General features: G+C 58.5%; 17 protein-coding genes and 2 pseudogenes. 3 read left to right on the top strand and 16 right to left on the bottom strand.

Features of this window, described 5'->3' with window-relative positions:
* Nucleotides 1–814 precede the first annotated feature (814 nt).
* Entirely contained in the window at nucleotides 815–1,858 is a 1,044-nt protein-coding gene (locus GHK62_RS04370) for a capsular polysaccharide export protein, LipB/KpsS family (RefSeq protein ID WP_380786298.1), read from the top strand.
* Between the two features lie 53 nt (nucleotides 1,859–1,911).
* On the opposite strand, the gene GHK62_RS04365 is transcribed toward GHK62_RS04370, so the two are convergent.
* A complete protein-coding gene (locus tag GHK62_RS04365; RefSeq protein ID WP_153437102.1) occupies nucleotides 1,912–2,055 on the bottom strand; it encodes a hypothetical protein in 144 nt (47 codons plus the stop codon).
* 68 nt (nucleotides 2,056–2,123) lie between these two features.
* Nucleotides 2,124–3,203: an ROK family protein gene (locus tag GHK62_RS04360; RefSeq protein ID WP_184108460.1), complete on the bottom strand. Its 1,080-nt coding sequence runs from the start codon at nucleotides 3,201–3,203 to the stop codon at nucleotides 2,124–2,126.
* A 458-nt stretch (nucleotides 3,204–3,661) separates the two neighbouring features.
* Here GHK62_RS04360 and GHK62_RS04355 point away from each other — a divergent pair, with 458 nt between their 5' ends.
* Entirely contained in the window at nucleotides 3,662–3,850 is a 189-nt protein-coding gene (locus GHK62_RS04355) for a hypothetical protein (protein WP_153437101.1), read from the top strand.
* A gap of 159 nt (nucleotides 3,851–4,009) precedes the next feature.
* Here the strand turns inward: GHK62_RS04355 and GHK62_RS04350 are convergent, their stop codons facing one another.
* From GHK62_RS04350 to GHK62_RS04320, 8 genes and pseudogenes are all read right to left on the bottom strand, one after another.
* Nucleotides 4,010–4,600, bottom strand: coding sequence for a 3'-5' exonuclease (locus tag GHK62_RS04350; RefSeq protein ID WP_153437100.1), 591 nt, complete (start codon nucleotides 4,598–4,600; stop codon nucleotides 4,010–4,012).
* A 342-nt stretch (nucleotides 4,601–4,942) separates the two neighbouring features.
* Entirely contained in the window at nucleotides 4,943–5,239 is a 297-nt protein-coding gene (locus GHK62_RS35370) for a VapC50 family PIN domain-containing toxin (RefSeq protein ID WP_475527147.1), read from the bottom strand.
* Nucleotides 5,229–5,516: a PIN domain-containing protein gene (locus tag GHK62_RS33925; RefSeq protein WP_202982035.1), complete on the bottom strand. Its 288-nt coding sequence runs from the start codon at nucleotides 5,514–5,516 to the stop codon at nucleotides 5,229–5,231. Before GHK62_RS33925 ends, GHK62_RS35370 begins: the two co-directional genes overlap by 11 nt.
* Before the next feature lie 68 nt (nucleotides 5,517–5,584).
* Nucleotides 5,585–6,043 (bottom strand): helix-turn-helix domain-containing protein, encoded by a 459-nt coding sequence (locus tag GHK62_RS34965; protein WP_153437156.1) that lies wholly within the window; start codon nucleotides 6,041–6,043, stop codon nucleotides 5,585–5,587.
* 294 nt (nucleotides 6,044–6,337) lie between these two features.
* Complete coding sequence (locus GHK62_RS04335) at nucleotides 6,338–7,255, bottom strand: NADP-dependent oxidoreductase (RefSeq protein ID WP_153437099.1); 918 nt, start codon at nucleotides 7,253–7,255, stop codon at nucleotides 6,338–6,340.
* A gap of 191 nt (nucleotides 7,256–7,446) precedes the next feature.
* Nucleotides 7,447–7,914 carry a DUF3788 domain-containing protein gene (locus GHK62_RS04330; protein ID WP_153437098.1) on the bottom strand — a complete coding sequence of 156 codons (468 nt, stop codon included), beginning with the start codon at nucleotides 7,912–7,914 and terminating at the stop codon, nucleotides 7,447–7,449.
* A gap of 202 nt (nucleotides 7,915–8,116) precedes the next feature.
* Nucleotides 8,117–8,285, bottom strand: a pseudogene (locus tag GHK62_RS34075) (helix-turn-helix domain-containing protein); the annotation flags it as partial.
* A 19-nt stretch (nucleotides 8,286–8,304) separates the two neighbouring features.
* The gene (locus GHK62_RS04320) at nucleotides 8,305–8,667 is read right to left on the bottom strand and encodes a DUF2188 domain-containing protein (RefSeq protein WP_153437097.1); all 363 of its coding nucleotides are present in this window, start codon (nucleotides 8,665–8,667) and stop codon (nucleotides 8,305–8,307) included.
* A gap of 175 nt (nucleotides 8,668–8,842) precedes the next feature.
* Between GHK62_RS04320 and GHK62_RS04315 the strand changes: the two are divergent.
* A pseudogene (locus tag GHK62_RS04315) lies at nucleotides 8,843–8,953 on the top strand (DUF3606 domain-containing protein); the annotation flags it as partial.
* Between the two features lie 1,060 nt (nucleotides 8,954–10,013).
* Here GHK62_RS04315 and ku (GHK62_RS04310) read toward each other — a convergent pair.
* From ku (GHK62_RS04310) to GHK62_RS04285, 6 genes are all read right to left on the bottom strand, one after another.
* Nucleotides 10,014–10,829, bottom strand: a complete 816-nt coding sequence (gene ku, locus GHK62_RS04310) for a non-homologous end joining protein Ku (protein ID WP_153437095.1) — start codon at nucleotides 10,827–10,829, stop codon at nucleotides 10,014–10,016.
* 12 nt (nucleotides 10,830–10,841) lie between these two features.
* Nucleotides 10,842–11,756, bottom strand: a complete 915-nt coding sequence (gene ku / locus GHK62_RS04305) for a non-homologous end joining protein Ku (protein ID WP_153437094.1) — start codon at nucleotides 11,754–11,756, stop codon at nucleotides 10,842–10,844.
* Between the two features lie 99 nt (nucleotides 11,757–11,855).
* The gene (locus GHK62_RS04300; RefSeq protein ID WP_153437093.1) at nucleotides 11,856–12,038 is read right to left on the bottom strand and encodes a hypothetical protein; all 183 of its coding nucleotides are present in this window, start codon (nucleotides 12,036–12,038) and stop codon (nucleotides 11,856–11,858) included.
* Between the two features lie 230 nt (nucleotides 12,039–12,268).
* Nucleotides 12,269–12,847, bottom strand: coding sequence for an NUDIX hydrolase (locus GHK62_RS04295; RefSeq protein ID WP_234886765.1), 579 nt, complete (start codon nucleotides 12,845–12,847; stop codon nucleotides 12,269–12,271).
* A gap of 24 nt (nucleotides 12,848–12,871) precedes the next feature.
* Entirely contained in the window at nucleotides 12,872–13,126 is a 255-nt protein-coding gene (locus tag GHK62_RS04290; RefSeq protein WP_234886764.1) for a hypothetical protein, read from the bottom strand.
* Nucleotides 13,127–13,498: 372 nt separating this feature from the next.
* Complete coding sequence (locus GHK62_RS04285; protein ID WP_327790995.1) at nucleotides 13,499–14,149, bottom strand: GAF domain-containing protein; 651 nt, start codon at nucleotides 14,147–14,149, stop codon at nucleotides 13,499–13,501.
* Nucleotides 14,150–14,298 lie beyond the last annotated feature (149 nt).

The raw sequence follows: 14,298 nt of genomic DNA, 5'->3' as shown, positions 1-14,298 counted from the left end.
CATCTTCTTTCAGCCCTGGCTGCATCCCAAGAACAGTTTCGACGATATGGAAACATCATCGGAATTGGACAGTCGAGTCTCCGAGGTAACACACCGGTCGGCCGCCGGGCTCTGCCGCCGCGGCACGCGGAAAGCTGCCGGAGGAGGGGAACTGCGAGCGCGAACGTGTGGCCGTCGGTGGCCACACAGGGCATTGGGGATTGATGAAGCCGAGCGGGCGATCACCAGGCCGAAAAGGCCGTCATAAGCACTGCGGCCCAAAATAACGCTGATAATTCAGCCGCTATCAGAAACCCGAAAGTGGTGTCGCTCATGTGATCCTCCTCTGGCAACCTCCATTACCAGGGGAAACTATAGGGGGCCGCGGCTGGTTCCGCCAGTAAATAAGACATACGCCTCCATCGGATCACGTGAGCAGCGAGTAAATCAGAACGCCCACAGAGCCCCAGAAGCCAACCATTACGAGCGACATAGCCACAACCAAGATCTTCGTCACAACAAACTCCACGAACCTTTTCACAAGGTTACAAAGACTACCGCAGTGCTGAAAACTGGGTATCGGCACTAAGTCTGAGAGGCATGGGACTATGGTCTGAGGTTTGAGGGCGCGGGGCCGAAATCGAACACGCCAGAGGCACTTGGGATGGTGTCCGGAGCCCTGCCTCCGGCTTGTTTCAGAAAACCGATTCGGTCAGAAAGGCCGGCAGCCACCAAGGCCATTGCGTTTTCGCGTCTAAACTGGTTCTTGGGCGTAAAGTGAGGAAGCAATCGGCGCCGTACAGCCCTGAGATGTGGTGCCCGAGATGAGGTGCTTGTGTTAAAAGCTGTGGATAACTTGCCGGGCGCGACGGACAAGGTCTGGTATCCGCCGGAGGGAACCAGGCTTGGCGCGACGTTCTTTGTCCGCAATGCGTTCCCATGGCTCGGCCACTATTTTGGCGGAATTCCCCTCGGCTCCACGCTCTCTCCCGGGATCGACGGAATAGTCTCGTGGGGTGGGCGCATTCCGGCGAAAAGTGCGATGGCCGTTGCCCGCTTGCGGCGATTGCCGCATTGGCATCTTGAAGACGGCTTCTTACGCTCGGTCGGTCTTGGCAAGGATGGTGCCGCCCCCGTCTCGATCATCGTGGATGACCGGGCGCTTCCTGTTGACGGCGGGAAGGCGTCGCGGCTGGAACTGCTGATCGCCGCCGCGGCCAAAGGGGGCTGGGACAGCTTTGGGGAGAGCATCCGCGAGAGGATGATCGAACATAAACTGTCGAAATACAACAATCTGCCCCATAACCCGCTGTCGATCGAACAGAGCACGCGCAGGCGTATTCTGCTTGTCGACCAGGTCTTCGGTGACGTCTCGGTGGAGCGAGCGCTCGGGAGCCATCATTCCTTCGACAGAATGCTCGACGATGCCTTGGCAAGTGGCGCGCAATGCGTCGTGCGCACGCATCCGGACGTCATGGCCGGTTACCGCAAAGGCTATATGACCGAGCGCGCGGCGAGAACAGCGGGCGTCGTTCTCCTGGCCGACCGCGTGTCGGTCGCTTCGATACTCGACGTCGTCGATGAGGTCTGGACCGTTTCGAGCCAGGTCGGCTTCGATGCGTTGCTGCGGAAGATACCCGTGCGTTGCTACGCCGTGCCGTTCTACGCTGGATGGGGGCTGACGGATGATCGGGCGACCGGCGCGGCCGATGCGGCCTTGGCGCGCCGCGGCTCTGCGAGACCGACGCTCGATCAACTCACCGCGGCAACGCTCGGGCTCTATCCGAGCTATCGCAATCCGAAAGACTGGCAGCCGATGGACGTGTTCGCGGCGATCGATTTGCTCGTTGCCGAGATCGGCGCTACACGGCACGCATAAACCGCCTCCACTGCCCTGTGCACGGGCCGGTCCCTCAACGGCCGGGACTGCCGTCAGTTCTCCTCCACCGAAACACCATCTTCACCAATCCTGATCTCGACGCCCGGCTTGTTCTCTTCGCGGTAGACATAGATGCCGAGCCCGATCGCAACGGCAGCAAGAACTGCGATAATGAGATAGAGCCCATTCCGGTTCATCTGCGCCGTCCTCCCCATGATCTGTGTGCGCCTCAAATCGGGCACGGTTGAAGGAAAAATGCAGGAGCTCAATCGGTATCGCGTTCACGCTTGTTGGTGAAATGGGCGTTGCCGAGGCCGGTGCCAATCGTCAGAACTCCCCAACTGGAGACATCCTGCATGGAAGATACCTGCGAAAGGCCCTGGACGACGGCGTCGTTATGCATGATCACGAAGGTTTCGTCGTCGCCGATTTGCGGAATGGCCTCCTTGATCGCGGCGGGCAGATTGAAGTGCTCGCTTTCCCAATTGCCGCCCGGCAGGTTCTGACCGCCGCGCACGATCGATCCATCGGCGTCGATCAAACCAGGACAGGCGACGCCAATGACGGGGGCCGGGTCGAGATCTGCCTTGTCCGCCTTGTCGATAAGTTTTTCGATCATGGAGATAAGACGTTCAATCGCCGTGGTCCGGCTGGGCTTGTCGTCCGCATGCCGCCAAATATCTGACTTCCAGACCTTGGCCTTCGAGAGGTTCGCCTCTTCCTTCAGGTGCATCTCGACGATGCCCACGCGAATATTTGTGCCACCAATATCGATGGCAAGGATCGCCTTGTGCCCCTTCAGCATCCAGGACGGGATGAGGTGCACGGCGCCGATAAGCCCTGCATCATCGGGGTGGTGAGCGATCGGCGTGAGCTCAATCTCGGTGCCCTTGGACTTCAGCAGCACCATCGCGCGGGCTATTGCCAATTCGCCTACGACGCGCTCACTGAAGCCGCCGCCCACCACGACGCGTTCCGTATTCTTCCAGCTCTTCTGGTGCAGCAATCTGTCGAGAACAGTGGCGAGTTCGTCTGCGAAATCGTCAACCGCTCCCATGACCAGGGCGGCTGCCTCCTTGTCGTCGCCAACGAGAAGGGCATCGATCTCCTTTTTCGACAGGTTGCCGGTTGGCGTCTTGCCGAGTGGATCGGTCCCCCCCTTGCGCACGCGCTTGCGCCAGGCTTCGAGCTTTTCCTGGAAGGCATATTTGTTGGCCTTGTCACCTAAAAAGCCGTCGGAGCTTCGCAGTTCGATATTGTAGTCATCGACGGTGACTGACGGCAGATCGTCGTCACCATGCGTGAGGAGCACGCCGTTTTCTTTCTCGTTCGCGGATCTGCCCACGCAACCCTCCCGTATGACGCTTCACCTGAACTGGACCGGAGTGAGTGATAAACGTGAGCGGCGGGGGCGATGTTCCGACCTCAAGGCTTCAAGTCCCGAAACAAGTCGATTGAAGGTGGGCGCAGAGCCTGGATGACATGAGGCTGCGTTCGTCAGCAGCACATTCGCCTCATCGCTACTGCGGTCCGGTGACATGTGGCCCCTTGATTGCGTGCTAGCATTCTCCCGGCGCCACAAATCCGGCCGCCATCTCACCGCTTCCTCATCGGGCGACCTGACGGCTGCCCACTCGAAACATGCGATTTCGTACCCTCTACTCCTTCCTACGGCGCGCAGGACCGTATCAGCCATATGCTCGCACGTATGCTGGCGGGACAAGATCCCTATTGTTGACGCTCTCGGTCAATTGGTGCCCTTTTCAAACCCGGAAACAGTTAGCAACTGACGTGGAGAACACGATGTCGGATAATCCTGACAGCGAAGACAAGCCGTCGGAACTCGTTGACCACTATCGTCCTCTCGCACTGAAGGCTGTGCTGGCGGCTCTTTCTGTGAATGCCGAAGCGACACGCCCGCCGCTTGAAGATTATGAACCGGTGCGGGCGGTGAATTTGCCTTGGGGATTCCACCTGCCGATAGACGATTAACGACCCCAGCACCGAAGGTACAGACTCAGCCGTTCGCCCGACGACTCCGGGGACGCGCTCGAGTGTTCAAGCGTTTATGCCTGTGTAGGTCGAGCGAAGCGCGCCGCTGCGACTCGTCTTCAATTCCCATCTGTTGATCCCGTCAGAGATTTTGCCTGATCAGGCCTTTCGGCAGGTGCAGGCAGCATAGCCGCCTGAAAACAATCGGCCGGCCCTCATGCCGATCTTCATCGGGATGTCGCGGATATGCGAAACGCCTAGTGACCGGGCGATGGCTATCGCCGCCTCGGCGCAGATGGCCGCGTCTTCCGAGGCGTTGTGATGAGAAAAACTCAGGCCGAGATGACGGGCCAAGATGTTGAGCCTATGTGATCCGAGATGCGGCCAGACCTTTTGTGCCATCTTGACCGAGCACAGATACGACAGTTGCGGATAGCTCCGTCGGTAGAGATCAAGACATGATCGCCAGACGCTGAAGTCGAAGGCTGCGTTATGCGCAATCATGGTCGCGCCACGGAAGTCATCGGCGAACTCGTCCATCACCTCGGGAAATTCGCCGGCGTCTTCTACGTGCTCGGGCCGGATACCGTGAACTGCGATATTGAAAGAGGAAAAGCGCATGTCCTTCGGTCGGATCAACCGCTCCTCAATCCTCACCACCCGCCCATCCTCTATCCAGGCGAGGCCTACAGAGCAGGCGCTGCCACGCTGTTCGTTTGCAGTTTCGAAGTCGATTGCTATGGTCTTCAAGAGCGTATCCGTCGTGGTCTTGTACAACCTCTAACGAGCCAACGTGATTCGGCAAAGCTGCAAACCATTCGACTGTTAGATGGGCAAAACCATCCGCGGTTATGCGATTTGAAAGCTCCACGAGGTCTCCACTCGGCGGCAAAGCGGTCAGAGCTCCCAAATGAGCTGCGCGAGCCGATCAGTGGCCGCGCCGCTTGAATCCACCCGCGCCCCCTATGCTACTTACAGGCGACGTTCGAAGCAGTTCCCTTGGATGGAACAGGGCGACTGAGCCCCCGGCTAAGCGAAAAATACCTCGCGACCGGAGCCGCAGGGACCGACACCCTCTGCAGCTCTACTCGTCTATGCAAGATTTATCCTTAGAACGTAAGCGTCCCGCGTTGGTGACCTCAAGGCGGGCGCCAGCAGGAGCAAACAGCGGTCGACATTTCCGTAAGGCCGTTTGCCTCCATATCCAAAAAGAAGGACATCGGCGGTTTTTTCCGGCTTCCTGAAGCGCTCTCTCATGCGCCTGATCGCTGCTACCGCTCTGCCGGTATCCAAGGCAATTGTATCACCGATAAAGGCATCGGCCGATCGCGCTTCAAGGTTCAACCGGCGGAGCAATTCCTCGGGGAAGTCTCTCAGATTATCGGTCACGATTACAGCGGCCTTTCGTCTTCAGAGCAGCGGCAACTACATGCGCGTCGTTTTCGTCGGGGAGACCCTCGCAAGCGGAGAGAAACTGATCAAAATCAACGACCATCGCTTCCTCGAATGCAGCCTCCATGCTTTCTCTTGCGCGCGATGCACGTACGGTGGCGTCGGCGACGTCCTTATCGGCCAGGATCTTCTCGATGGCCTTCTGGGTCTCATCAAGAATAATTACGGACCAGCGGAGGCGGAAAAATTCCGCTTCCGCAAGAGTCAGCAGCAAGTTTCGCTTTAGTGCACTTGCGAGCGTGCAGGCGTCTACGAAGGCGGTGAAGCGATTAGCGAATAAGCTTACAGATGCTCCGCGTCCAACTCGGCAAGATCTGAAAGGGCCTTACTCCGCTTCTCGTCGCGTTCCTTCTTGTATTTGAACAGATGATCGGCCTGAATCCTTCGATGTCGACCAACAAGCGAGTACTCGATCTCGCCCTTATCGAGGAGGGAAATCAGGAATGGCCGCGATACATTGAGAACATCCGCCGCTTGTTGGGTCGTCAGCATCTTGCTGACGGGGACGAGCGTTACCGCGTCACCTTTGCCGATATGACGCAACAGCTCCATCAGGAGACCGGACAGCGCTGGGGTGAGGGTAATCTCCGTTGGCTGCTGCGTCTCATCGTCGAGCACGCGCAATTTTGCGTCGCCGGTAGCATGAGCCGCCAGTATCTTCCGCAGATGGTTCGCGGCAGCCTTTTCGGAGGCCGACGGCAGGCGCCCGCCCAGTTCCTGGGCTGCTGCTGAAACTGTCATTTTGCTAACCCGCCATTTGAAACCCATTTCTACGCTATATTCGAAGCAGACGCAATAAACGAAATAAACGAAAATAGCCGAAGCTCTCAGGGCCGGCTCAACACCGGCTTTGTTGAAATCCCTGGTCTGCAGTTCGTATCCGCTCAAGAGCACGGTTGCGGCCGCCCCGTAGCTGCGGGCGTCCCAGAGGCATTTCGCTAGCGTGTCGGCCGGAGTGTTGCTCCGGCCATCAAGACTCAAGTCGAGGACCGCGTTCGCCATTCGATGGCTCGATGTGTAGATCCCCGAAGTCTCTCATAGATGAATGTGAATGATGGTCTTCCCGGTGCGTCGCTCGGTTGAGTTGAAGGCGGCGATGGCGTTATCGAGTCTAGAGACGTTGCCGATGTTCGTCCGTAGGCGTCCGTCCCGTACCCGCTGGACGATTTCGCCCAGTTGGGCACGATCGGATTCGACGACGAAGTCGATCGCCAGACCGTCGGTGGGCCGCGCCTCGACTGGGCCAACGATAGAGACCAGCGTTCCTCCGGCTCGTGTCAGGCATGCGGACCGGTTCCCGATGTCGCCGCCGATGACATCGAACACCAGATCGACGCCGCCCACGTCTTCGAGGACATCGTTTTCAAGATCCAGGAACTCCTGCACGCCGAACTCGAGTGCCTTCTGACGGTCGGCGGAGCGTCCGGTGCCAATGACGTAGGCGCCAAACTCGCGCGCTAGCTGCACTACTATCGAGCCAACTGCGCCGGCGGCACCATGTACAAGGATGCTCTGGCCGGCTTGAAGGCGGCCGTGCTGAAACAGTCCCTGCCATGCGGTCAGGCCCGAGATCGGCAGGCTCGCTCCAACCGTAAAGTCGACCTCGCCCGGCAGCGGTGCGAGGTTGCGCGCCTCGACAGCCACATACTCCGCCAGGGTGCCGTCGCGATACCAGTCCGTGAGGCCGAACACACGCTGCCCCACCGACAGTCCCGTCGTACCATAGCCTAGAGCGGTGACCACCCCGGCCAGCTCATGCCCGGGAATCGATGGTGTTCGCCCGCGACCGACGCGATCGGCCCAGGTGGAGGGCCAGGTCAGTTCGGTCGGGACGAACCCCGACGCATGAATTTCAACGATGACATCGTTTATCGCCGCCTGCGGTTCCGGCCGCTCCACGAGCTTGATGCCGGCCGTTCCCGCGGCTTGATCAGTTGCTACGATCGCTTTCATGGGATTAATCTCCTCAGACATTCGTTGGTTCAGTGTAAATTACAGGCGCGGAAAGCCTTCGATCCCGCACGAATATGGCGATCGGTTCGCTACCGCGACGACCTTGATCGCGACTTGGTGTGCGATGTCGTGAGATCGACGCTCGCGTTCCGTGGAGTCGCCGCACCGCGAATCCAGGATTTCTGTGACAGTCAACCGCGCGATGGTGACGGGCGCTTCATCGCCAGAAGCTCGGATACATCGTGCAGATCATCTGCCGATGAGATGGCAAGGGTCAGCCATTTCCCGTCGATGTATGTTTTGGCTTCATCGTAGAGTTTGACCAGTTGCGGGCGCCAGACATAACGCCGCTGCTCAAACTTTTCTCGTTCTGCTCCGCCCATGACCACGACAGCCGAAAACCGCCGGTATTCCGGCACCAAGGTGGTGAACGCCTTGGTTTTCTTGTAGCGCAAGGACCAGCCGCGGTTCTTGCCACCATAGAGCCAGTCCGGCGCGAAAACTTCAGGATAGGATTCGTCGATCCAATTCCGCAGTTCGGCCCAATACCTGAATGCCTCCGGTCCGAGCCATTCTCGAACGGCGCTGTCGTCGGGCGATGCTGATTTGTCAATGATCCTGTCGCCGATCTGGCGAAGCGTGCTGGTTGGTAAAATCATCTGAAGGCCTCATGTTACGGTCCGGCGGTGACGCCGGTTGCGGGTTGGTTGGCGGCGATACTGATCCAGTTCATCGGGTGGCTCCTTCATCAAGTGATTACGGAACCCAATTTACGGCTGGGGGGTGCAAATATCGAGACTGGATCAGCTCAATATGATGCGCGAAAGGATCAAGCTGCGCGCATGAATCTATGTCGCACGATTACTCGCCCTTGTTGGCCAGTCGGCGCCATTCTCCCGGCGTCATCAGTGAACACATGCCGGAATGCGGAAATGGATTGATATCCCACCGTCTCGGCCACCGCTTCAGTGCTTATTGCTGGTTTCTTCTTAAGTTCGTTGGCCGCCAGACTCATCCGCAGATCGTCAAGAGGTCGAGGGTGGAGCGAGCTAACGCCGTTGGGCAGGACGAAGGAGGTATCCAACCGCAAAGCCAATTCCGGCAAGCAGCATAAACGTACCGAAAGTCCCGCGATGCACGCGGGTTCGGCGTTCGGCGTAACGCAGGGCCGGCGTATCGACGACTTCAGTACGTGGTCGATCGAGGCCCGAGGCGACTTCTTCATGCCAGCTACCAGCAGCGTCCTGGAATTCGATATTTTCTGTAGAACCTGGAAGCTCATGCTGACCTGCCGCAATTTCCGCTGCGGCAAGGGCATCGGCGTGGCTTGGGAAGGTTTCAGAAAAGACGTCATCGACTTTGTACGCCCACCCGCCGTCGTGCTCTACTATCTCATACTCTAGCTTTGCCATGGCGCTGCTCCCGTTGGATGAAGCAAAAACTTCCGGGCAGTGACCTTGGTTCCGCGCAGCCAGGGGCAAAACGGCATGACAGCTCTCTAAGCTCGCTAGGCTTGGCATCTCAACGATTCCCGGCCTTGCCGCAGCCGAAACGGCTCCTATTCTTCAGACGACGGAAGATAAACCAATGGCAGACCATCCGAAGAAAGAAGGCTGCGACCGTTCACGAGTATCCACGCAAGAGCATGAGGTCGCCTATCTGATGAAGACGGCGAAGGTAACGCGACAGAAGGCGCTGTAAGCGATCCGTGACGCGGGCCGTAGCCGCGAGAAGGTGATGGAATTATCTGGCGAAGAAATAGAACGTGCGGTCATTGCGAACAGAGATAGAGCCACGCCGGCGAGTTGGGGCGTTGCTCTCTGCTGACTTTCAGGGAAGTCTGAGCTAGCCTAAGAAGCACGAGGTCCGTCGCTGTCCAGCAGTTCCTCCAGAAGCTTCTCTTTATCCGTCATATCAAACTCGCGGATCATGTAGAGAACCCTCAGCCCCTGCATTACTGCCAAATGGCTCTTAGGGTCCACTCGATGCACTTTGCACCAGTCATAAACGACCTACTCCACAAGGACGGCTTCGGTCTCTTTCGTTGGCGAAATTTTTCTTGCTGAGCGCTTGGACATTGCGGTCCTCCTGTCCCTCGCCGAACCCCCAACCATCGCAATGGGCCTCGGATCGCTAACAGCGACAGATTCCAAATGCCGTGCCCCTTGCGTGGTTCCCCGCTCGAAAGTGAATGGGACCTTTGGGGAGCGCATCGGACCTAAGTCCCACTTCTTAACCCGTTGTGGCTATGGCAATATTGCTGGCGGTTACATGAGGGAACATGCCTCGCGAGGGATCAGGCCACCAGCGACATCACCTTTAGACCGGGCGAAGTCCCAGCGGCCGATGTCTCAAGCAGAGCGATCGCTGTAACCGGGCTCGGCAGACTTCCGGTCGCCGGGCCTTTTGTTTGTGACGCAGTGGGTAGGTAGAGTAGAAATGCCTGCTGCTCCCCTTCAACGGGCAAAAGTGTCATGGCGTCAACCGACAACGGCCGTTGAAGGGTGCGCGCCTGCTGCCAATCCGCTGTTAGCCACGGTTCAATCTCCTCCGGCGTTGTCAGAATCTACAACGCAGCATCGTCCGAAGATCGTCGCGGACGGTCTCCATCGTGTTCTTGCGTTCATGCCGCCGTCAGACAGGGATCAACGGCGAGGGGCCGCATAGGCCCACCTCGTTTTCAGTCCCCACACGACTGGCGGCCGTCGCAACTTACCGACAGAGCCCGGTCCAACCCGCCAATTCGTTGTCCCAACTCCTATTTACTCTTGCCGCCCGACTTCTTTTCGAGGCTCTTCTTCAGAGCCGACATCAGGTCGATCACGTTGCCGGTGTAGGCAGGCTCTTCATCCTTGCCTTTCGGCTTGGCGCCCTTCTTGGCTGACTTGCGCTTGCTCTCGATTATCTCCTTGAGTTTTTCCTGTACCGGATCCTGGACCATGTCCGGGTTCCAGGGTTTGCTCCGTTCGTCGATCAGCGATGTAACGAGGCTCATCAGCTTGGGATCATTGTCGCCGTCGCTGATGTCGTCAAAATAGTTTTCCGGCTTCCTCACCTCGTCGCCATAACGGAGAGTCCACACGACGATACCTTTGCCGCGTGGCTCCAACATTACAGCTCGCTCGCGCCGACCAATGACAAGTCTGGATATGCCCACGACCTTCTCGGCTTCCATCGCGTCGCGGATGACGCTGAACGCCTCGTGGCCGACCTCATCCGACGGCGACAGGTAGTGGGGTTTTTCCAGCCAGACCCATTCGATCGTGTTGCGCGGCACGAACTTTTCGATGTCGATGGTCCGGGCGCTTTCGAGCGCGACACTCTCCAGTTCCTCGTCCTCGATCACCAGGAACTCGTTTTCGCCGCGTTCGTACCCCTTCGCCTCGTCTTCTTCATCGACTACCTTGCCGGTCTCGGCGTCGACGTATCTGGAGACGACGCGATTGTTCGTTTTCCGGTTCAGGGTGTGAAAGCGGACCTTCTCCGACTCACTGGTCGCCGGCATCATCGAAACAGGGCAGGTGACGAGCGAGAGCTTGAGATAGCCTTTCCAATATGGACGTGGGGGTGCCATCGTTCACCTCACTTAGCTTGCCCGGCGACGTTGAGCGGGTGCGCTCTTCGCGGCGGTCTTTGTCTTCGCCTTCGCTGCGGCCGACCGCGTTACTTTTGCTCTCCCTTTTGCCGCGGCCTTGCCGGCGCGTCTCTTCGGTTCGGCCGCAGCCTTGACACCGGCGCTCTGGCGCAGGGCTTCGAGCAATTCATTTGGTTTCGAAACTTTCGGAGGAGCGCGTTTCGGCAGGGTCTTGCCTTCCATCTTGGCCTTGACCAGTTCGGCAAGCGCGGCCTCATACCGGTCGTCGAACTCGTCGGCCGAGAAGGTGCCCTTCTTCGTGCCGATGATGTGCTTGGCGAGGTCGAGCATCTCGCCCTTGATCTTGATTTCCGGGATTTCCTTGAACGCCTCTTTGGCGCTTCGGACTTCATAGTCGAAGTTCAGTGTCGTGGCGATCAAACCTTTCTCGTGCGTGCGGAGCAGCACGGTCCGCATCCGCCGGAAGAGAACTGTCTGGGCGATGGCAGCGACCTTCTTCTTGTGCATGCCGTCGCGCAGCAGCGCGAATGCCTCCGCGCCCATCTTGTCCGGCGTCAGGTAATAGGGCCGGTCGAAATAGACTTTGTCGATGTCCTCGCAGGAAATGAACGCCTCGACATGCAAGGTTTTGTCGCTCTCCGGTACCACCGCGGCGACTTCCTCCGGCTCGAGCACCACGTACCTGTCGTTGTCGAGCTCGTAGCCTTTGACCTGATCTTCCTTCTGCACCGGCTTGCCGGTCGCACTGTCGACGAATTCGCGCCGCACCCGGTTGCCCGTTTCTCGGTTCACGGTGTGGAACGAGATCCGCTCGGATGTCGATGTGGCGGTGTAGAGCGCCACCGGCGCGGTCACTTCGCCAAACCGGATATAGCCCTTCCATTGGGCTCGCCCCGCGACTGCCATGGTTTGCTCCTCAGGTAACCCGAGGGAGTCAACCGAATCACGTTCTCCTTTGTTCCGAAATCGCTGATAAATTCAACAATTACATCACCAGAGCAGCCATTAGGCGGCCCCGCCAGTGACAGGATTAACTTCCGGCTTTTCGCTATTGTCCTTGGCACCGGGGGGCTGGACGGTCGGCGGCGCAATCGACTCCTCATCAGCCTGCTTCTTTCGATCCGCAGGCTGATGGACATCAGCAGGCCTCGCCTGTTCCGGTTTTGCGTTGGTGTCTTTGGTGGTCATGGTTCTACTCCATCCGATTTGAGAAGAAGAACGGGGCGGATGGAGTTGAGTTCCTCGTCCACCACTCTGCCAATGGCAAGAATCACTAAAAAGGCCGGGCTAACCCGACCTTCCCGCAGCCATTGCCAGTACCCCCGTGGTCAATGGTGAGTGGGTGTTGTTTAGCCGCGGTTCGTGACGACGGCGTGACAGTGAGGCTGCGTCAATGTCGCCATTGCGTCAGGGCAGACCTATCTTAGTTTCAGCAGCAATGCCCGCAGGCCTGGCTGACTGGCCGCCCTCGCAGCCTCATCGACAGGAAACCACTTGGTCTTGCGAATCGTCTTTTCGGGAAAGGAGTTGGCCACTGCTCGCATTTTCATCATATGGACGGTCACTCGATGTCGCCTGGTGCTGCTGTCCTTGAAATAATGGTAGCTGCCAAACGGTTGGGCGTCAGCAGAGCCGATAACGCCTGCCTCCTCGAAAGCCTCTCGCTCAGCCGTCGATTTCGAAGTCTCGTGCTCTTCGATGTGGCCTTTTGGCAATCCCCATCGGCCGTGCCGGAGGCTCGCCACGAGCAGGACTTCCGACGTGGCCTCGTTGCTGCGACGGATGCAGATTGCGCCGGCCTGCTCGACATCCTCTGTCTCATGTAACTCGTTAGACTCGACCTCCGGAGCTTCCTGTGACATGGCATCTCTCTCGGGTTTCAACTTCGATTTCCGGTCCACTAACGCGAATGAGACATCGGGATGCGCGGCTGCTGAACCATTTGGCAAAAAGATGTTCCATGGATTTGACCGCCCGAACGGAGCCAGGAAAGCCAACCGCCTCGCTTGCACAGTTGCGGTTCAACACTCGCCAGTGTCAAGCGACTTCCGGTATAACCTTTCCCGGAGTGGATCTATGTTGCGGTCAGCATCATCGTTCGGCCACCAGCTTTGCCATTCATCGGCCAATGCCTCCTCAGCCTGGCGGCCTTCGAGCCGGGCCACCAGCCTGTTGAGCAGCTCTTCCGGCGCGATGGCGCTATTGGGCGGCAGGTAGGCGGCGATGTCTCTCTGACAATCTTCAATCAGCCTTTTCATCTTGTCTGCGTGAGCCATAGGGGACCTCCTTGGAAGTCAAACATCTTGACCATAGCAAGGGTTCCCGATCTCCGCGGTCGGAACGGCTCCTAAGACAGAGGGGAATGGCAGACTCTCGAACGAAGAAAGCCACGACCGCTCACGTGTCCACCTAGGAGCACGACGCCTACATCATGACGGCGGCACAAGTGGCGTGACTATACCAGCAATTCGGGCTGGTACGTCTGACCCGTCTCGGACGCGGCGTGCCGTGGGTGAAGGCGTGAAATCTTGTCCGAGAGCCGGATGCGGGAGATCTGCACGTCCGGTTCGATGAGCGGGGTGTGGAAACGGGAGTCACGGTCGAGCCACTAAGGCACCGCCAGACGAAAGGGGCGGAAACAGATCTGCTCAACCTACAGCCACCCGTGCCACACCTCGACTCACGTTCTCGATGGCGATCACGGCCTGATCGGCGAATGTTCGCAGGAGCTCAATCTGCCGTTCTGGAAAATATCCGACCTCACGTCGACTGACGCCGATCGCTCCGATCGCCCGCCCGGTCAGCATCAACGGCACGCCGATCGAGCTGCGATACGACACGATTTTCGCCAGCGGCAGCAACTGGTATTCAGGATCGGCAAATACGTCAGGAATCTGCTCTATGGCACCGCTGAGAACGGCTCGCCCCGTTACGTAGCCCCTGTAGGGTTTCCGCGGGAAACTGGCGTGGGCCGCTTCAATGCCTTCGCGCGATATGCCGTGATAGGCGACGGAATGCAGGAGCTCGCCGTCGAACCGAAACACAAAGCAAAATTCTGCCGCGCATAGCCTCGCTGCGCTTTTCGCTATCGCATCGAAGACGGGCTGCGCGGAGCTGGTCGAGATCGGAATGACCCGCAGTATTTCGCTCGTCGCCGTCTGCTGTTCGAGGGTCTCGTCAAGCTCTCGCTTCAGCAGTTCGACCTGTTGTCTGAGACTGGCGCTTGATTCATCCGCCTCGTGCCCCTCCACCCAGAATCCCCCTGCGATCAGCTTGCGTCGAGTGCTACCGTCCACCACCGGGTGGGCCCCACGTCCAATCCGATGGCCGGAACGGCTAGAATACTCCATCTGATCAGTTGTGACGAGGTGACCTCACAGCCATGTGCGTCTGAGCCTGGAAGATGGAATTGCGACCCAATCATCCCGTTGGGGCGGGCGAACGAACG

Origin of the sequence: Sinorhizobium terangae (genome assembly GCF_009601505.1) — a bacterium.
In the GTDB taxonomy this organism is placed as follows: Bacteria; Pseudomonadota; Alphaproteobacteria; order Rhizobiales; family Rhizobiaceae; genus Sinorhizobium; species Sinorhizobium terangae.
Note: the sequence above shows the minus strand (reverse complement) of the source record. Positions and strands in the feature narration are given on the sequence as shown.